The sequence below is a fragment of the Aeromonas sp. EU05-FHT14A05 genome (assembly GCF_058791175.1).
Map to the genome: position 1 here is coordinate 13,614 of NZ_JBYTDH010000009.1, position 17,501 is coordinate 31,114.

Annotated in this window: 19 protein-coding genes and 1 pseudogene; 6 read left to right on the plus strand and 14 right to left on the minus strand. The window is 63.2% G+C overall.

Features of this window, described 5'->3' with window-relative positions; genetic code table 11:
* Window positions 1–13: 13 nt before the first annotated feature.
* Together AC3WR3_RS13590 and AC3WR3_RS13595 are read right to left on the minus strand one after the other, a co-directional pair.
* Window positions 14–670: an AHA_4052 family stress response regulator transcription factor gene (locus AC3WR3_RS13590; protein ID WP_025328630.1), complete on the minus strand. Its 657-nt coding sequence runs from the start codon at window positions 668–670 to the stop codon at window positions 14–16.
* Window positions 671–751: 81 nt separating this feature from the next.
* A complete protein-coding gene (locus AC3WR3_RS13595) occupies window positions 752–1,084 on the minus strand; it encodes a PepSY domain-containing protein (protein WP_139437895.1) in 333 nt (110 codons plus the stop codon).
* 63 nt (window positions 1,085–1,147) lie between these two features.
* On the opposite strand from AC3WR3_RS13595, the gene AC3WR3_RS13600 reads away from it, so the two are divergent.
* Window positions 1,148–1,396, plus strand: a complete 249-nt coding sequence (locus AC3WR3_RS13600; protein ID WP_005332668.1) for a PepSY domain-containing protein — start codon at window positions 1,148–1,150, stop codon at window positions 1,394–1,396.
* A 40-nt stretch (window positions 1,397–1,436) separates the two neighbouring features.
* Here the strand turns inward: AC3WR3_RS13600 and msrQ are convergent, their stop codons facing one another.
* Together msrQ and msrP are read right to left on the minus strand one after the other, a co-directional pair.
* Entirely contained in the window at window positions 1,437–2,075 is a 639-nt protein-coding gene (msrQ, locus tag AC3WR3_RS13605) for a protein-methionine-sulfoxide reductase heme-binding subunit MsrQ (protein WP_454009172.1), read from the minus strand.
* A gap of 91 nt (window positions 2,076–2,166) precedes the next feature.
* Window positions 2,167–3,171: a protein-methionine-sulfoxide reductase catalytic subunit MsrP gene (msrP, locus tag AC3WR3_RS13610; protein ID WP_454009171.1), complete on the minus strand. Its 1,005-nt coding sequence runs from the start codon at window positions 3,169–3,171 to the stop codon at window positions 2,167–2,169.
* A gap of 370 nt (window positions 3,172–3,541) precedes the next feature.
* On the opposite strand from msrP, the gene AC3WR3_RS13615 reads away from it, so the two are divergent.
* Window positions 3,542–4,024 carry a DUF1097 domain-containing protein gene (locus tag AC3WR3_RS13615; RefSeq protein ID WP_492292098.1) on the plus strand — a complete coding sequence of 161 codons (483 nt, stop codon included), beginning with the start codon at window positions 3,542–3,544 and terminating at the stop codon, window positions 4,022–4,024.
* 43 nt (window positions 4,025–4,067) lie between these two features.
* Here the strand turns inward: AC3WR3_RS13615 and AC3WR3_RS13620 are convergent, their stop codons facing one another.
* The 4 genes from AC3WR3_RS13620 to cydH all read right to left on the minus strand — a co-directional run bounded on the left by AC3WR3_RS13620 (window position 4,068) and on the right by cydH (window position 7,631).
* A complete protein-coding gene (locus AC3WR3_RS13620) occupies window positions 4,068–5,348 on the minus strand; it encodes a sigma 54-interacting transcriptional regulator (protein WP_139437902.1) in 1,281 nt (426 codons plus the stop codon).
* A 61-nt stretch (window positions 5,349–5,409) separates the two neighbouring features.
* Window positions 5,410–5,919, minus strand: coding sequence for a hypothetical protein (locus AC3WR3_RS13625; protein WP_247627517.1), 510 nt, complete (start codon window positions 5,917–5,919; stop codon window positions 5,410–5,412).
* Between the two features lie 104 nt (window positions 5,920–6,023).
* Window positions 6,024–7,436, minus strand: a complete 1,413-nt coding sequence (locus AC3WR3_RS13630) for an ATP-binding protein (protein ID WP_492292099.1) — start codon at window positions 7,434–7,436, stop codon at window positions 6,024–6,026.
* 102 nt (window positions 7,437–7,538) lie between these two features.
* Window positions 7,539–7,631 (minus strand): cytochrome bd-I oxidase subunit CydH, encoded by a 93-nt coding sequence (cydH, locus tag AC3WR3_RS13635; protein ID WP_106885551.1) that lies wholly within the window; start codon window positions 7,629–7,631, stop codon window positions 7,539–7,541.
* 125 nt (window positions 7,632–7,756) lie between these two features.
* Between cydH and AC3WR3_RS13640 the strand changes: the two genes are divergently transcribed.
* Window positions 7,757–8,305: a 2-amino-4-hydroxy-6-hydroxymethyldihydropteridine diphosphokinase gene (locus AC3WR3_RS13640; protein WP_492292100.1), complete on the plus strand. Its 549-nt coding sequence runs from the start codon at window positions 7,757–7,759 to the stop codon at window positions 8,303–8,305.
* A gap of 71 nt (window positions 8,306–8,376) precedes the next feature.
* On the opposite strand, the gene AC3WR3_RS13645 is transcribed toward AC3WR3_RS13640, so the two are convergent.
* On the minus strand, window positions 8,377–9,081 hold the full coding sequence (locus AC3WR3_RS13645; protein ID WP_492292101.1) for an SDR family oxidoreductase: 705 nt from the start codon (window positions 9,079–9,081) through the stop codon (window positions 8,377–8,379).
* Window positions 9,082–9,210: 129 nt separating this feature from the next.
* On the opposite strand from AC3WR3_RS13645, the gene AC3WR3_RS13650 reads away from it, so the two are divergent.
* The gene (locus tag AC3WR3_RS13650) at window positions 9,211–9,615 is read left to right on the plus strand and encodes a CBS domain-containing protein (protein ID WP_265435022.1); all 405 of its coding nucleotides are present in this window, start codon (window positions 9,211–9,213) and stop codon (window positions 9,613–9,615) included.
* On the opposite strand, the gene AC3WR3_RS13655 is transcribed toward AC3WR3_RS13650, so the two are convergent.
* Window positions 9,612–10,148 carry a DUF2301 domain-containing membrane protein gene (locus AC3WR3_RS13655; RefSeq protein ID WP_492292102.1) on the minus strand — a complete coding sequence of 179 codons (537 nt, stop codon included), beginning with the start codon at window positions 10,146–10,148 and terminating at the stop codon, window positions 9,612–9,614. The two genes, AC3WR3_RS13650 and AC3WR3_RS13655, sit on opposite strands and share 4 nt — an antisense overlap.
* A gap of 92 nt (window positions 10,149–10,240) precedes the next feature.
* Between AC3WR3_RS13655 and AC3WR3_RS13660 the strand changes: the two genes are divergently transcribed.
* On the plus strand, window positions 10,241–10,996 hold the full coding sequence (locus tag AC3WR3_RS13660; protein WP_492292168.1) for a substrate-binding periplasmic protein: 756 nt from the start codon (window positions 10,241–10,243) through the stop codon (window positions 10,994–10,996).
* An 8-nt stretch (window positions 10,997–11,004) separates the two neighbouring features.
* Here the strand turns inward: AC3WR3_RS13660 and asnC are convergent, their stop codons facing one another.
* Entirely contained in the window at window positions 11,005–11,466 is a 462-nt protein-coding gene (gene asnC / locus AC3WR3_RS13665; protein ID WP_139437917.1) for a transcriptional regulator AsnC, read from the minus strand.
* Window positions 11,467–11,619: 153 nt separating this feature from the next.
* On the opposite strand from asnC, the gene asnA reads away from it, so the two are divergent.
* Complete coding sequence (gene asnA, locus AC3WR3_RS13670; protein WP_492292103.1) at window positions 11,620–12,612, plus strand: aspartate--ammonia ligase; 993 nt, start codon at window positions 11,620–11,622, stop codon at window positions 12,610–12,612.
* Between the two features lie 321 nt (window positions 12,613–12,933).
* Here the strand turns inward: asnA and AC3WR3_RS13675 are convergent.
* The 3 genes and pseudogenes from AC3WR3_RS13675 to pgeF form a co-directional block, all read right to left on the minus strand.
* Window positions 12,934–13,757 (minus strand): annotated as a pseudogene (locus AC3WR3_RS13675) (MBL fold metallo-hydrolase).
* Window positions 13,758–13,816: 59 nt separating this feature from the next.
* Window positions 13,817–16,390 (minus strand): ATP-dependent chaperone ClpB, encoded by a 2,574-nt coding sequence (clpB, locus tag AC3WR3_RS13680; RefSeq protein WP_492292104.1) that lies wholly within the window; start codon window positions 16,388–16,390, stop codon window positions 13,817–13,819.
* Window positions 16,391–16,664: 274 nt separating this feature from the next.
* The gene (pgeF, locus tag AC3WR3_RS13685; protein WP_492292105.1) at window positions 16,665–17,402 is read right to left on the minus strand and encodes a peptidoglycan editing factor PgeF; all 738 of its coding nucleotides are present in this window, start codon (window positions 17,400–17,402) and stop codon (window positions 16,665–16,667) included.
* Between the last annotated feature and the right edge of the window lie 99 nt (window positions 17,403–17,501).

Here is a 17,501-nt window from a genome sequence, read left to right on the forward strand (position 1 = left end):
ATCAACGCCCGTCTCACTCGTTGATCCGGTAGCCGAGACCGCGCACCGTCTCGATCAGATCGGCGTGGGTCTTCTTGCGGATCCGGCCGATGAACACCTCCACCGTGTTGGAGTCGCGATCGAAATCCTGGGCATAGATGTGGTCGATCAGCTCGCTGCGGGACACCACCTTGCCCCTGTGCTGCATCAGGTAACCCAGCACCCGGAACTCGTGGGCGGTGAGCTTGATGGGAGTCCCTTCGTACCATACCTGAGAGGCCGCCATGTCGAGCCGCACCCCGCCAATCTCCAGGATGGAGCTGGCGTTGCCCGCCGCCCGCCGCACCAGGGCCTGTACCCGGGCCACCAGCTCGGCGACCTGGAACGGCTTGGTGAGGTAGTCATCTGCCCCGGCGTTGAGCCCTTCTATCTTCTCGTGCAGCTGGCCACGGGCAGTCAGTACCAGCACGGGTGTGTCTATCCCCTTGCTGCGCCACTCCTTGAGCACGCTCAGGCCATCGCGACCCGGCAGGCCGAGATCCAGGATGATGGCGTCGTAGGGTTCGGTCTCGCCGAGAAAACCCGCCTCGTTGCCATCGTGGCAGAGATCGGTCACAAACCCGGACAGACGCAGCTGTTCCGCCAGCTGGCCCGCCAGGATCTTTTCATCTTCAACTATCAGAATTCGCATAAATGGGTATCCAAAGCAGAGTTGCGCCTGTCGCGGCGGCGATTGGGGGACGAGTCATCAGGGCGGGGAGCATGCGGCGGATCACTCCTCCTCCGGGGGCGGGCGAGGCTCGAACAGGCGCTCCAGATGATGGCCCTTGAGCCACACCATCTCCAGGTTGTCGGCGCGATAGCCCACCTTGATGACGCTGTTCTCGTCGTCGATAAGCCGAAGCTCGTAGAGCCAGACCCCGTCCTCCTCCCCCAGATCGACGCGCAGTACGCGCACCGGCAGGCGGGAAGCCACCTCCATCAACTCATGAAAAGGCCGGATCCGCCCCTCGCTGACCGCCTGTTGCAGCAAGGCCTCGTTCGGCTGGGCCGCCTGGGCCAGCATCGGCAGCAGCAATCCAAGCAGGGGCAGCGCGCTATTCATGGGTGATTCATCTCTCAAAACCTAACATAATGCCGTTTATAGTGTGCCAGCCATGAATCCGGAATGAATATGATCCCACGCAGTATCCTGCTGATCCTCTGCCTTTTTTCCACCCTTGGCTGGGCGGCTCAGGCGCGTCTCGACATGCCGGCCCTGGTCAAGCTGTTGCTGGCACAAGGGTACCACGACATTCGGGAAGTCGAGCTGGAAGGGGACAAATTCGAGGTGGAAACCCTGGACGCCGACGATAGGCGAGTGCAGCTGCAGGTCGATGCCTACAGCGGAGAGATCACCAAAAAAGAGGCCGATTAGGCCTCTTTTGCCAGGTGCGCGGGGATGAGGGCGTGCCCAGTCACGCCTCTTTCAGTTTCTGGCGCTGCTGCCGGCGCTGGCGCCAGGGACGCAGCAGCTTCTCCCGCCGCGGCCACAACAGCCCCCCCGCCAGCAACAGGTAGATGAGGGGCTCCTGCCAGCCACTCTTGACCGACCACCAGTAGTGCACCGGCACCAGCAGGGCCACCGCATAGATCCAGTTGTGCAGCTTCTGCCAGCTTGGCCCCATGACCCGCAGCAGGGCCGGGATCGAGGTGATGCTGAGCGCCAGCAGCAACAACAGCGCCACCATGCCCACCACTATGTAGCTGCGCTTCACCAGCTCGCCGCCGATCAGTCCCCAGTCGAACTGCAGATCCAGCCCCAGCCACACCATGAAATGCAAGCCGGCCCAGGTCGCGCACCAGAGCCCGAGGGGGCGGCGCAGCTTGATGAGCTGCCCCTGGCGCCAGCGTTTGGCCAGCGGCGACACCAGCAGGGTGAGCAGCAGCAGGTGCAGGGCTCCCTTGCCGAGGTAGTGGGTCAGCCCCTGTACCGGATCCCCCCCCAGCAGCCCGGCCGGCACCGCATAGCCCAGCCAGAGCAGAAAGCCGAGCGAGGCCAGGTGTACCAGCAGGCGCAAGCCGTTGATATGGGCTGTTTTCAGTCTCGGCGTCATATCGCAGTTCCCGTTATGTTTTTCCCGCTTCTCATCACCTCTCCCGCCAGGGGAGAAGGGGGCACAAGACCATGCGGGCAGAGCGTCAGTCTCAATACCATTTGCGTAGATCCATCCCCTGATAGAGGGAGGCCACTTCGTCGCCATAGCCGTTGAACATCAGGGTCGGCTGGCGCTTGGCGCCGAAGATGCCCCCCTCGCCGATGAAGCGCTCGCTCGCCTGGCTCCAGCGCGGATGATCCACTTCGGGATTGACGTTGGCATAGAAACCATATTCGTTCGGTGCCAGCAGGTTCCAGGTGGTGGGAGGCATCTCCTCCACCAGACGGATGGAGACGATGCTCTTGATGCTCTTGAAGCCGTACTTCCAGGGCACCACCAGCCGGATGGGCGCCCCGTTCTGGGCGGGCAACGTCTTGCCGTAGAGCCCCATCGCCAGGAAGGCGAGCGGGTGCATCGCCTCGTCGAGGCGCAAGCCCTCCACATAGGGGTAATCGATACCGCCGCCGAGGGAGCGGGAGGCCTGTCCCGGCAGTTGCTCGGGATCATAGAGGGTCTCGAACGCCACGAACTTGGCGCGACTGTTGGGCTCGGCACGGCGGATCAGATCCGCCAGCGGGATGCCGCTCCAGGGCAGCACCATGGACCAGGCCTCCACGCAGCGCAGCCGGTAGATCCGCTCCTCCAGGGTGCTCTTGTTGATGAGATCCCACACATCCAGGGTAAAGGGGTTGGCCACCTCCCCCTCCACCTTGAGCGTCCAGGGCTCGGGCTTGAGGTAGTGGGCGTTGCGGGCCGGATCCCCCTTGTCGGTGCCGAGCTCATAGAAGTTGTTGTGGCTGGTCGCCTTCTCCAGCGGCGTCAGGGTCAATCCGTCCTGCCGGGTCGCAGCCTTGTAATTGAGTGGTTTGGTGGCAGGTGCCGGGGTCGACTCCTCGGTGGAGAAGAGATCCAGCAGGCTGGCCTGGGTGGGAAATGCCAGGGTGGCGGCACTCAGTCCCAGCCCTTTCAGAATGAGTCGGCGATCCTGATAGACGGCTTCCGGCGTGACATCCTGTTCGGTGAGGTGATGAGAGGTACGGCGCTTGATCAACATGGAAAACTCCCGGGGCGATGAGGCTGACAACCATAAGACCCGCCCCGGCCGAGTTTTATTTCACACAAATTTACATGGGCTGGTAAAGAGGCAGTGCCTTGGCCATGGTGCCGACCAGGAACAGCAGAATGAATACCAGCAGGGGGACTATCACGTTTGGCACCATCAGACTCACTCCATGAGCAGGACAGGGCCTCTAACTATGGTCGAAGGCCAAGGACGCCTCCAATGAATTTTTTTCGCGAGCGCAAGCGTATTCCCGAGTTGAAAAGAGTGACGGAGATCACACACAATCCGGCCCCTGCTTGCCGCCCCCTTGCCGAAGGGTAGGCTGCCTCCTTTTCCGAATTCAACCACTGAGAGTCATGCCATGAGCCCATTGATCGCCATCGCCATCACGACCGGGATCCTCTCCGCCGTCTGGGGCGGACTGGCCGCCGCCCTCGGCCTCATCTCCTGGGTCGGCTTCCTCGGTTGTACCAGCTATTTCGCCTCGAGCGGCGGTTACAAGGCGCTGCTGCAGACCCTGCTGTGCAATGCCAGCGGCATGCTGTGGGCACTGCTGCTGATCCACGGCGAAGGTTGGTGGGGGGCCGGCATGGCGGGCTATCTGATGACGGGTGTGGTGGCGACCCTGATGTGCGTGCAGGCCAGGCAGCAGTGGCTGGGCTACATTCCCGGCACCTTCGCCGGTTGCTGCGCCACCTTCGGGGCGGCGGGGGAGTGGCGGCTCATCCTGCCCTCCCTGGTGATAGGCGCGCTCTTTGGCTACCTGATGAAGGCGAGCGGCCTCTGGCTCTCCCATAAAACCCGCAAAACCCAGACCAGCACCGGCGTGACCGACCCGGCCTGAACAAGGGGAGCGGCCAGTCGCCGACCGGCCGCTCCCGCCTCGCTTATCCTTTCGATTTGAAGTTTGCCGCCTCGATACCGTGCCGATTCAATAACTTGTAGAAATCGGTGCGGTTTCTTCCCGCCATATTGGCCGCCAGGGTCACATTCCCCTCCGTGGTGCGCAGCAGGCGGATCAGATACTCCTTCTCGAACTCGGCGCGGGCCTCGTTGAACGAGGGAATGCCGCCGACGCCACCGCTCAGGGCCGATTCCACCATGGCGGCGCCGATCACCGGGCTGCAGCAGAGGCTGGCGAGCTGCTCCACCACCCCATAGAGCTGACGGACGTTGCCGGGCCAGGCCGCCGCCGCCAGCAGGGCCAGCGCCTCCGGCGAAAAGCCGAGGGCGGCGCAGTTGTCGTGACGACTGCGATAGTCGTCCAGCGCCTGGCGCGCCAGCAGGGGGATATCCTCGCTGCGGGCGCTGAGGGGTGGCAGCGTGATGTTGGCCACGTTGAGGCGGTAGAAGAGATCCTCCCGAAAACGCCCCTCCTCCATGGCGGTGACCAGATCCTGATGGCTGGAGCTGATGACCCGCACCTCGGGGGTGCCCTGACCATATTCCGCCAGCACCTGGAGCAACTTGGCCTGCAACGACTCAGACAGATTCCCTATCTCGTCGAGGAAGAGGGTCGCCCCCTTGGCCTGCTCGAACAGGCCGGACTGTCCATCCTCGCCAAACAGCTGCAAGTCCAGCACAGGCCAGGGCAGCGCGGCACAATTGATGGTGTGCAGCGGCTGGTCACGGCGACGGCTTGCCTGATGCAGCGCCTGGGTCATCACCCCCTTTCCGGAGCCCGAAGGGCCCAGGATCAGCACGGGCACCTCCATGGCGGCGATGCTGCTCGCCTGGATCAGCAACTGCTCCATCTGGGGGTTGCGGGTCTGGATGAGGGATTGCCACTCGTGCTGCTGTTTCGGGCGGGTCAGACTCAGGGCGTGCTCTATGGTGACCAGCAGCTCGTCCTTGTCGATGGGCTTGGTGAGAAAGCTGAACACCCCGGAACGGGTCGCCTGGATGGCGTCGGGGATGGTGCCATGGGCGGTCATGATGATGACCGGCATGCCGAGCCACTGGGACTGGATCCGCTCGAACAGCGCCAGTCCGTCCATGCCACCCATCCGCAGGTCGCTCAGCACCAGATCGGCCCGCTGCTGACGCAACCTGTCCAGCGCCCCCTCGGCGCTGTCGGCGGTATCCACCTCGTAACCCTGACTGCGCAGGCGCATGCTCATCAGCTTGAGCAGGCTGGCATCGTCGTCCACCAGCAAAATGCGACTCATGCTCTCACCCCTTTACCCTGAAGACCTGTTGTTGTTCCCTGCCTTGCACGCCCTCGGCACGTCATGGCTGGGCGCCCCCATTGAGCTTGCGCTGGTTGAGCTGTTCGTCGATGGCGGAGAGCTGCTCTATCTGGCGGCGCAGACGCTGCACCTCCTGGCTCTGATCGTCGCGGCGACTGTCACGGGCCAGCAGCTCCTCGCCGAGGGCTATCCAGCTGCGCAGGAAGGCCTGGGCATCCAGGCCGAGTTCGGGCAGCAGGGCCTTGAGCTTGTCCAGCCCGGCCCGGCGGCTCGCCACCGACTCGGACGGATGGGTGTTGACCATGGCAAGGCTGACCCGGCTCTCGAGATCGGTGGCACCGGCCAGCCGCTCGCGCTCCTGCGCCCGCTGCTGGGGACGGCTGGCCAGCAGCCAGTCCGAGTATTGCAGGCGTACCTGCATCTCTTTGTTGGCGAACTCCATCCGCTTGGCGAGGACCTGCTCGGAGGGCTCTGTCAGGCTGCGCGATGGCAGCAGGGAGCAGCCTGCGAGCAGGCTCATCATCAATACGGGTACAACGAATCGTTTCATCTTGAATGTCACTTCAGATCCTGGTGGAGAACAGGCACCTGCCCGTTCCTCTCATATTCTGTGTCAAGGTGCCGCCCGCACCTGCGGGGTGTCCACCGCGCCCGTCAGCTTGGGCGCACGTTCAAATCCAGCCGGAAACAGACATCGGCCTGTTTATCCTCAATTAATTTAAGCTCGCCCCCCAGACTCATCGCCGACTCGCGGGCAATGGAGAGGCCCATCCCGGATCCTTTCAACAACCCCTGGCGCACTATGCTGCCCTGCTCGAAGGGCTCGAAGATCCGCTCCCGCTCGTCTGGCGGGATGACGGGCCCTTCGTTGGCCACCTCCAGCCAGCTGCCGTTGGCATCCTGGCCGGCACGGATCCAGATCTGGCCACCCTTGGCGCCATAACTGACCGCGTTGGAAAACAGGTTGTCGAGGATGAGCCGCAGACGATAGGGCTCGGCCTGCAGGCTGATGGGCTCGGGCGGCAAGTGTACACTGATTTGTTTGGATTCCAGTGCCAGCCGGTATTCTGCAGACAATTCTGACAACAGGGGGGCCAGCGGCACCGCCGTCAGGCTGAACACCTCCTGCTGGCTGAGGCGGTTGAAATCCAGCAGGCGCTCGATCAGGGTCTGCAGCCGGCGGCTGTTCTCCTCCAGCATCTGGCAGATCTCCTGCTGATCCCCGTTGAGCGGCCCCACCAGCTGTTCGGAGAGCAGATCCGCTCCCTCCCGCAGCACGGCGAGGGGGGTCTTCAGCTCATGGGAGACGTGGCGCAGGAACTGGTACTTCTGCTGTTCCAGCTCCTTGAGCTTGTCGTGCAGCCAGCCGATCCGCTCTCCCAGCAGCACCAGTTCGGCGGGGCCATCCACCGGGCGCTTGTCCGGCTCGACACCGGCTCCCAGGCTCAGGATCCGCGACTCAATCTGACGCACGGGGTGGATGATGAGGTAGGTAAACAGCAGCACCAGCAACAGGCTGAGCCCCGCCACGAAGCCGCTCACCCACCAGATCTCCTTCCTCAGTTCGGCGATGGCCGCCCGCATGCCCACCACATGCTCATCGACCTGGCTGCGGGTGACCACTTCCAGTTGCTGGTTGAGCTCATTGAACCGGGTGAACTTGGGGCTGGTCGCCTCCTCTCTGGCCTTGCGCAGATCCAGCAAGCCATCCAGCCAGGCCAGGGTGGCCTCGAGATCCGTGTAAGCGGCGGCATCCGGGATGGACTGCCGATGGGTGGCGAGCAGCTCGCGATAGCGGGCCAACTGCTGCTGATAGCTGCCGAGGATGCGTTCGTCCCCCAGCACCGCATAGCGGCGCAAGGTGCGCTCCAGATCGATGGCCTGGGTGGTGAGCAGGGTTGCCCGGCGGGTATCCCGCACCGCCCGCTCCATCTCGTCGCTGGTCAGCTGACCCAGATGGGAGAGTGCCTGGCTGTCGTGCCAGATCATGCCCCCCAGGGGCATCAGCACCAGCACGAAGCCCATCAATACCACCTGGAGCAGGGAACGGGGCCGAACCTTGGTCATCTTCTGCTGTCTCGATTCGTCATGGGTGGGCCAGCATATCCGCACTCCATGAAAAAGCAAAACCGGCCAGGGGGCCGGTTTGATTGCACTCGGGGTCCGGGTTCACGCCAGACCGACGGACGCCAGGCAGATTATCAGGATCACTGCCAGGGCACCTGAGGCGGTCAACAGCGCCCACTTCATTTCCACACTCATATGAACCTCCTTTCTGCCAATCAGAGTTGGATCACAACAGATAACGGCATGTTAATTCATAGTAAATCCGATAACCGTGAGCTGCGTATATATTTCAGACGAGCCCAACCCAAGGAATGGCAACCATGTTTTACCTCTGCAGCATTGGATCCAACCTAGACCCAGCCCAGCACGTCAGCCAGGCCGTGGAAGAGCTGCTGGCCCGCTTCGGCCAGCTGCGTCTGAGCTCGGTGATCCAGACCAAACCGGTGGGGATGCAGTCGCGCCATGACTTTCTCAACTGCCTGTTCGTCGTCCAGAGCGAGCTCTCCGCCGCCCAGCTGAAAGCCGAATTCATCACCATGGAGCTGGCCCATGGGCGGGATCGCGGCAATCCCCTGTGCAAGGTGACGGACAGGCCCCTCGACATCGACATCCTGGCCAGCCACGAGAGGGATGCCTTCGCCGGGGTCGGGGTGGATGCCTATCTCGGGGATCTGCTGGCCGAGATGTATGAGGGGGGGCGGGTCGGCGCCCACAAGGTGACGCTGCGCCTGCAGACCAGCAAGGTGTTTGCGCAGCAGAGCTTCGGCCAGCAGCCCGTGGCCCTGAGCCAACCCGCCGAGCAGCGTCAGGAGCTGCCCGCCGTGCACCCGGACCTGCCTGCCCATCAGGCGACCATTCGGCCCCACTAGGCGCCCGGCACAGGGCGGCGAGGGCCCGGACAGGCCACCATAGCCCCCGCACCATCGCCCTCCCATGACATCTAGATGACGGCGAGGGCCCGGCCACCGTCCACCCGGATGCTGGCCCCCGTCATATAGTCGTTTGCCATCAAGAGCCTGACTGCCTGCCAGATGGGTTCCAGCCCCCCCTCCCTCGCCAGCGGCGTCCGGGCCAGCACCTGCTGGCGCCAGGCGTCCCCATGTTCATCGAGGAACAGAATGGGGCCAGGCTCTATGGTGTTGACCCGCACCTCGGGTGCCAGCTCCCGGGCAAAGCTCATGGCCAGCGAATGGGCCCCCGCCTTGGTGGCCACATAGGCGGCGAACTGGGGCGCCGGTGCGTGAATGTAGATGTCGGTGATGTGGATGATGCTGGCGTTGGGATTGCCAGCCAGCTTGGGGGCCAGGGCCCGGTTCAGCTGGAAAGGGGCCGCCATATGCACCCGATAAAACTGCTCGAACTGCGCCAACTGCGCCGCCGGCTCACCGGCCTGCGGCTCAAAGGCCGAGGCGTTGTGGATGATCAATGCCAAATCGTCATGGGCACCCAGCGCCGTGGCAAGGCGGGCCACATCTCCTTCCAGGGCGAAATCCGCCTGCACCAGCTCCACCCCCAGGGCCCGCAAGCGGGCCAGCTCGGGCCGCTCGCTGCGATAGCTGCCCGTCACCTGCCAGCCTGCGGCCACCAGCTGTTCGCACAGGTAGAATCCCAGCCGACGGCCACAGCCCGTTACCAATGCACGCATAACCTCTCCTTTTGTCAGTGCTTGCCGACCCGGGGCCCTGCCTATCAATCTCCACGGCACAAGCCATTGGCCCCGTCCGCCGTCCAGCGGACATAGTGACACCACTTTAACTCTTTTGGAGCCACCCAGATGCTGCAGATCCGCAATCACATGAGCCGCCCGACCCACTTCCTCAGCCCGCAACTCGGCCTGGCCGAAGCCCTCGACAGACTCCATCAGGCTGACGCGAGCGGCCTGCCGGTGCTGGATGACCAGAAACGGCTGATCGGATTCCTCTCCGAGCAGGACTGCATCCCCAGCCTGCTCACCGGCAGCTATCACTGCGACAGCCGCACCCGGGTGGAGGATCTGATGAGCCGCACCCCGCTGTTCGTCAGCCCGGACGACAGCATCCTGGATCTCGCCCGCCAGATGACGGGGGCCAGGCCCAAGGTCTATCCGGTGCTGGAAGGGGGCAAGGTGATCGGCATCATCAACCGTCGGCAGGTGATGCAGGCCCTCAACGCGCAGATGAAGCAGTGCCAGGCCACCTAGAGCTGATAGCGTCCCCGATCGCCGATATCGAAATGCAGGGGCATGCGCCACTTGGCCAGACTGAGCAGGCCAAGCAGCAGGCCGCTCGCCAGAGCAACCAGGGCCGTGGCCCAGGTGAAGCGGGTCCACTCCAGCAGCCACAGCAGGGGTAACAACAGAGGCAAGAGCCTGATGCCCGGGATGGCGAAGCAGAACTGTTCCTTGAACGCCAGGCCACTGAGGGTGGCCAGGGCCGCCCCCAGCACCAGGATGGCGGGGGCACCGCAGGCGGCCAGCATCACGCCGCCCCAGGCCAGCCCCTGCAGGAGAAACCGGACCCGCTTGTCATAAATGTGCAGGCAGAATCCACACAGGCCGCTGGCCACCACCAGCATGGTCAGCCAGACGGAGGGAGACAGGGGCACCGGTCCCCCCAGCAAGCCAACCCCTCGACACAACAGCAGCAAAGCTGTCAGACTCAGACCGAGACGATAGAGACAGACAGAGAGCCTGTCGATGCCATCCAGTTCGCTTTCTACTTCAGGGTTTGCCATCCGGGGTCGTCTCTTGTCAGGTATCTGCTGGTCACTATACCCCGTTGCGCATAAACCAGCCCCGAGTGTTCAGGAGATGTGATTTGCGAATCTTGCTCGTGTTCTGCTTGCTGCTGCCCTGCTGGCTGTCGGCCAGGGAGCTGGTCATTGGCGGCCTTCTTGAGCCCCCCCTGAAGTGGCTGGATGAGAAAGGGCAGCCACGAGGGCTGGATGTGGATCTGGTCACCACCATCTTTGGCGTCCTCCGGGTCCCCATCAGGATAGAGCTGCTCGATTCCGGTGCCAGACTCACCCGCAACGCCGAGGGCGGCGTCTATGACCTGCTGCTGAGCCACTCCTACAAGCCGGAGCGGGAGGCCTATCTGCTCTATCCCAAGCAGGCCCATATGCTCCATAGCTGGCACTTCTTCGTGCGCAAGGCCGACATGGACAAGATCCACTACGATAGCCTGGTCGATCTCAAGCCCTGGCGTATCGGTGTCACCAGGGACTTCTCCTACACCCCCGCGCTCACGGCGGCCATGGCCGACCCGGCCTATCGCTTCCAGGAGATCCCCATCAATCAGCTGCAGCTGCGCAAGCTGATCGCCGGGCGCATCGATCTGGTTCCCATGTCCCTGGTCACCGCCTTCACCCAGATAAAAGAAGAGGGGCTGGAGGGCAGGCTCGGCTACCTTCCAAAACCCCTCAAGACCAGCCCCTACTTCAATGTCTGGACCCGCTCCCGGGCCGATGCCGACACCCCGGCCCTGATGGCGGCCTACGACGCCGAACTGCTGCACATGAAACAGGATGGCCGGCTCAAGGCCCTCTACCACAAGTACGGCATCCCCTATATCGCACCCTGACCAGTCGGTCAGGGCTTCACGTCTCTCAGAATGGGATTTTGCAGGGAGATCAGGGTCTCGGTGGACTGGATCTCGTCTATGGTCTGGATCTTGTGGATCAGCACGGTCTGCAACTCGTCGATGGAGCGGGTCATCACCTTCATGAAGATGCTGTAGTGGCCCGTGGTGTAGTAGGCCTCCACCACCTCGTCCAGCGCCTGCAACTTGGCCAGGGCCGAGGGGTAATCCTTGGCACTCTTCAGATTGATGCCGATAAAGCAACAGACGTCGTAACCCAGCTTCTTGGGGTTCACCTGTACCCGGGTCCCCTCGATGATCCCCGCCTGCTTCATCTTCTCCACCCGCACGTGGATGGTGCCCGGGCTGACCAGCAGTTGTTTTGCAAGCTCGGCGTAAGGGATACGCGCATTCTCCATCAGGGCGGTGAGGATGGCCTGATCGAGATTATCGATCCGATAATTTTCCGACACTTTTTTGCACTCCCGTTGACGATATATCAGTAAAAGCCCGGACATTTTGAACAAAAAAATACGTAAAGCCTATTTCTATTATCGAATATTGAATTTAGTGCGCAATCTGTTGAAGAATCGCCACATCCAACGGGTTTGAAACAGGTATTTCCCATGAAACAGCACTACATTCGCAGCCAACAACAGATCAGCTTCGTCAAAGAGATGTTCTCCCGCCAGCTCGCCCAGCAACTGGGCCTGATGGAGGTGCAAGCCCCCATTCTGAGCCGGGTCGGTGATGGCACTCAGGACAACCTCTCTGGCCATGAGAATGCGGTGCAGGTCAAAGTAAAAACCCTGCCGGAGCACAGCTACGAAGTGGTTCATTCACTGGCTAAATGGAAGCGCCAGACTCTGGGTCGCTTCGGCTTCGGCCCGGGTGAAGGGATCTACACCCACATGAAGGCGCTGCGTCCGGACGAGGACAGGCTGACCCCCATCCACTCCGTCTACGTCGATCAGTGGGACTGGGAGAAGGTGATGCCGGGCGAGCGCCGGGATCTGGCCTATCTGCAGGAGACGGTGCGCGGCATCTGGGCCGCCATCAAGGCCACAGAGCGCGCGGTCTGCGCCGAGCACGAGCTGACCCCCTTCCTGCCGGCGGAGATCCAGTTCCTGCACAGCGAAGAGCTGCTGACCCGTTACCCGGATCTCGACGCCAAGGGGCGCGAGCGCGCCATCGCCAAGGAGCTGGGTGCCGTGTTCCTGATCGGCATCGGCGGCGCCCTCTCCCACGGCGAGCGCCACGACGTGCGCGCCCCGGACTATGACGACTGGAGCAGCGAGAGCGAACTGGGTCTGGCCGGTCTGAACGGCGACATCCTGGTGTGGAACCCGGTGCTGGAAGACAGCTTCGAGATCTCCTCCATGGGGATCCGGGTGGACGCCGAGGCCCTGCGCCGCCAGCTCGCCATCACCGGCGACGAGGATCGCCTGCAGTACGACTGGCACCAGGCCCTGCTGGCCGCACGGATGCCGCAGACCATAGGCGGCGGCATAGGCCAATCCCGTCTGGCCATGCTGTTGCTGCAAAAAGAGCACATAGGTCAGGTGCAAGTCGGTGTCTGGCCATCCGAGATGAAGGCTGCCGTCCCGGGCATGCTGTAAGCAGGTCATGGGCATAGGGTCATCCCGGGTCGGCACAGAGGAGCACATAGACCAGCAGATACAGGTCGGCGTCTGGCCATCCGGGATGAAAGCCGCTATCCCAGGCATGCTGTAAGCAGATTGATGGCATCCGGCAACCCATGCCGGATGCTGAAGGTGTGTGGCGGTACGGACTGAAAGAGCGCAGTCCGGACAGGCTGTAAGGAGAGGGGCATCCTGGATACCCCTCTGCGAAACCGGGGCTTGCCCCTGCGACCCGCTCAACCCACGCAAGGTCGCATCGAATACATTCCTCCCGGCAATCCTCGGATTGCCGTTTTTTTATGGCGGGAATACATATGCGAACCCCGCACCTATGTTGGTTTGCCGTGGCAGCCCCACCTTCCGCTTGCCGGTACAGTGGCAGGCAAAGAGGCTGCCGACCCCTTCCCGTTGCAGATAGGACCCCAGCGCCGCCGCCCGCCGCGGGCCGGAAAATTTCAGGTGCAGGCCGCCGATGACGGCGTGCACTCTATCGTCGGCACACACCTCCCTGGCCCGCTGCACTATGTTCTCGACCCCGGCATGACCGCAGCCGATGAAGACGATGAGGCCCTGCTCGATCTTGTAGACCAGCGCCGAGTCGTCGCTGATGAGATCCTTCTCCACTCGCCCGCCTCGCACCATGTAACCCAGCAAGGAGGGTCTGGCCTGATCCCGTCGCAGTATGGATCCCAGGAACACAGCCGCTCGGACAGCCAGACCGGCTCGGCCGAGCAGTGAGGGAGCAGCCCTCTCGCCGCCAGTTGTTGCGGATCCAGATCGCCCGAGAGGCGGTAGAGGTTGTAGCGCCGGAGCAGCAACGGCAGGAAGTAGCCCCGCTCATTGAACACATCCGGGCAGGCGATCAGCGGGATGGGATCGGGGTAGACGGGCAGGGAGCCGATGCCGCCCACATGGTCGTAATGACCGTGGGACAGCACGATGTGGGTGAGGGAGCCGAGATCGACCCCCATCACGGCGGCGTTATGGCGCAGCGCCCGGCCCCGACCACTGTCGAACAACACCCTGAGGCCATCGCACTCCAGCAGCAGCGCCAACCCTCGCTCGGGCAGACAACCAGGCAGATGAACCTCATCATCCACCAAGACGGAAAACTTCAGCATCTCAATCCCCCTGAAAACAAAACGCAGGCACAAGGCCTGCGTTTTGAGTCGACAACCCATCACTGGGTCATGGTGAGCCCGTTGCTGTTGGCACCCAGCAGCAGCCGCTTGCCGGGGATGACCCGACCGCTGAGCAGGGCCTGGGCCAGCGGGTTTTCCACCTTCTGCTGGATCGCCCGCTTGAGGGGACGCGCCCCATAGACGGGATCGAAACCGGCGTGGACCAGCTTGGTCAGCAGCTCCTCGCTCACCTCCACCTCGAAGCCCTGGGACTCCAGACGACCCATCAGGCTCTTGAGCTGGATCCGGGCGATGGACTTGATGTGATCCTCGCCGAGCGGATGGAACACCACAGTCTCGTCGATCCGGTTGATGAACTCCGGGCGGAAGCTGCGGGTCAGCAGCTCCATCAGCAGGGACTTCATCTCCTCGTAGTCCTTCTCGGCGTAGTGCTCCTGGATGAGATCCGAGCCGAGGTTGGAGGTCATGATCACCACGGTGTTGCGAAAATCGACGGTGCGGCCCTGACCATCGGTCAGGCGGCCATCGTCCAGCACCTGCAGCAGTATGTTGAACACGTCCGGGTGCGCCTTCTCCACCTCGTCCAGCAGGATCACCGAGTAGGGGCGACGGCGTACCGCCTCGGTGAGATAACCCCCCTCCTCGTAGCCCACGTATCCCGGAGGCGCCCCCACCAGACGGGCCACGCTGTGTTTCTCCATGAACTCGGACATGTCAATGCGCACCATGGCGTCCTGGGTATCGAACAGGAACTCCGCCAGCGCCTTGCACAGCTCTGTCTTGCCCACCCCGGTGGGCCCCAGGAACAGGAAGGAGCCGATGGGGCGGTTCGGATCGGAGAGCCCGGCCCGGGAGCGGCGGATGGCGTTGGAGACGGCGTCCACCGCCTCTTCCTGGCCGATCACCCGGCTGTGCAGCTGATCTTCCATCCGCAGCAGCTTGTCGCGCTCCCCTTCCAGCATCCGCGCCACCGGAATACCGGTCCAGCGCGCCAGCACGTCTGCGATCTCCACGTCGGTGACCCGGTTGCGCAGCAGGCTGGTCTCCTGCATCTCCGCCTGGGTGGCGAGATCCAGCTGTTTCTCCAGCTCGGGGATGCGGCCATATTGCAGCTCGGACATGCGACCGAGATCCCCGGCCCGGCGGGCCACCTCGAGATCCTGACGGGCCTGCTCCAGCGCCGCCTTGATGTGCTGGGTACCGGCAAGGGCGGCCTTCTCGGCCTTCCACACCTCTTCCAGCTCGTTGTATTCCCGCTCCTTCTCGGTCAGCTCATGGTTGAGCAGATCGAGCCGCTTGCGGCTGGCGTCGTCGTCCTCCTTCATCAGCGCCTGCTGCTCCAGCTTGAGCTGGATGATGCGCCGCTCGAGGCGATCCAGGGATTCCGGCTTGGAGTCGATCTGCAGCCGTATGCTGGCCGCCGCCTCGTCGATGAGGTCGATGGCCTTGTCAGGCAGCTGGCGATCCGCGATGTAGCGGTGGGACAGCTGGGCCGCCGCCACAATCGCCGGGTCGGTGATCTGCACATGGTGGTGCAGCTCATAGCGCTCCTTCAGGCCACGCAGGATGGCGATGGTGTCCTCCACCGAGGGCTCCTCCACCAGCACCTTCTGGAAGCGGCGCTCCAGGGCGGCATCCTTCTCCACATACTGCCGATATTCGTCGAGGGTGGTGGCACCGACGCAGTGCAGCTCGCCACGGGCCAGGGCGGGTTTGAGCATGTTGCCAGCGTCCATGGCCCCCTCGCCCTTGCCGGCGCCGACCATGGTGTGCAGCTCGTCCACGAAGAGGATGACGCTGCCCTCCTCCTTGGCGAGATCGCTGAGCACGGCTTTGAGCCGCTCTTCAAACTCGCCGCGATACTTGGCACCGGCCACCAGGGCCCCCATGTCCAGCGACAGCACCCGCTTGTTCTTGAGCCCCTCAGGCACCTCGCCATTGATAATGCGCTGGGCCAGCCCCTCGACGATGGCGGTCTTGCCGACGCCGGGGGCACCGATCAGCACGGGGTTGTTCTTGGTACGGCGCTGCAGCACCTGGATGGTGCGGCGGATCTCTTCATCCCGCCCGATGACGGGGTCGAGCTTGCCGAGTTCGGCCCGCTCGGTGAGGTCTATGGTGTATTTCTCCAGCGCCTGGCGGTTCTCCTCGGCGTTGGCATCATCCACCTTCTTGCCGCCACGCACCTTGTCGATGGCCTGCTCGAGTTTTTCCTTGGTCAGCCCCTGGGCGCGCAGCAGCTCCCCCAGATTGCCCTTCTCGTCGAGAGCCGCCAGCACGAACAGCTCGGACGAGATGAACTGATCCTTGCGCTGCTGGGCCAGCTTGTCACAGACATTGAGCAGACGACCCAGGCCGTTGGAAAGTTGCACATCCCCTTCGACGCCGCTCACCTTGGGCAGGCGGTCAAGCTCCTCGCCGAGACGGGAGCGCAGGGCATTGATGTCCATCCCGGTCAGGGTCAGTAGCGGGCGGATGGAGCCGCCGTCCTGATTGAGCAGGGCTGTCATCAGGTGGACGGGTTCGATGAATTGGTGGTCACGACCCAGTGCGAGAGACTGGGCATCGGAAATAGCGACTTGGAATTTGCTGGTCAGGCGATCGAGGCGCATTGCACTCCCCCTTTGAAACAGACACGCCGCTTGCGCGGCAAACAACATAACTTTCTGAGATGAAAGATGAGGCCCGTACGGGCTATTTCAAGGGGCGGGCCTGGTTATTTTTTCTGCAACGAGGGGCGCTGGCAGGATCCCCGCCCTTGCAAGATGCAGGGCGGGAGATTCGTCAAGGCGTCAGCCAGACAAGGGAGGCCATGCGGCCGGTCTGGCCGTCGCGGCGACATGGGCAGCAGAACTGCTCGCTGCATGGGGGAACTTCCCCAGACACTTACTCAGCCAGCCAGATAATCGAAGCCATGCGGCCGGTCTGGCCGTCGCGGCGATAAGAGTAGAACCGTTCAGCGTTGCTGAAGGTGCAGTATTCACCGCCATAGACCGCATTCACACCGGCGCGGGCCAGGCGCAGCCGGGCCAGCTGGTAGATATCCGCCAGCCACTTGCCCTCATGGCTGGAAGGCACGAAGGCGGCTGCCGCCTCGTCCTGCTCCGCCATAAAGGCCTCGCGCACCTCGCCCCCCACTTCAAAGGCCGCAGGGCCGATGGCAGGGCCGAGCCAGGCCAGGATCTCCTCCGGCTCGCAGCCCATGGCGGCGATACTGGCTTCCAGTACCCCCTCCTTCAGCCCACGCCAGCCGGCATGAGCGGCAGCCACCACGGTGCCGGCCCGATCGCAGAACAGCACCGGCAGACAGTCGGCCGTCATCACTATGCAGGCCTGCCCGGCCTCGTGGGCGCAGGCCGCATCGGCATCCGGCGCCCTTTCATAGTCGCTGCCGACCCTATGGACTGCGATGCCATGCACCTGGTTGAGCCAGTTGAGGGGCCCGGGGATCTGCGCCGCCTGCTGCAGGCGGGCACGGTTGGCCTCGACCCGTGCCGGCTCGTCCCCCACATGGGCACCCAGGTTGAGACCGGCGAAGACCCCTTCGCTCAGGCCACCATCCCGGGTGGTCGACAGGGCCCTGACATTGCCAGGAGCGGGCCAGTCGGGTTCAATCCAGTTCATCTGTGACTCCTTCCATTCACGGATATAGAAACGGGGCTCCTGAAAGGGAACCCCGTTTGTCATCTCTTCGGGCCGGACGGCGGCAGAAACCGACGCAGG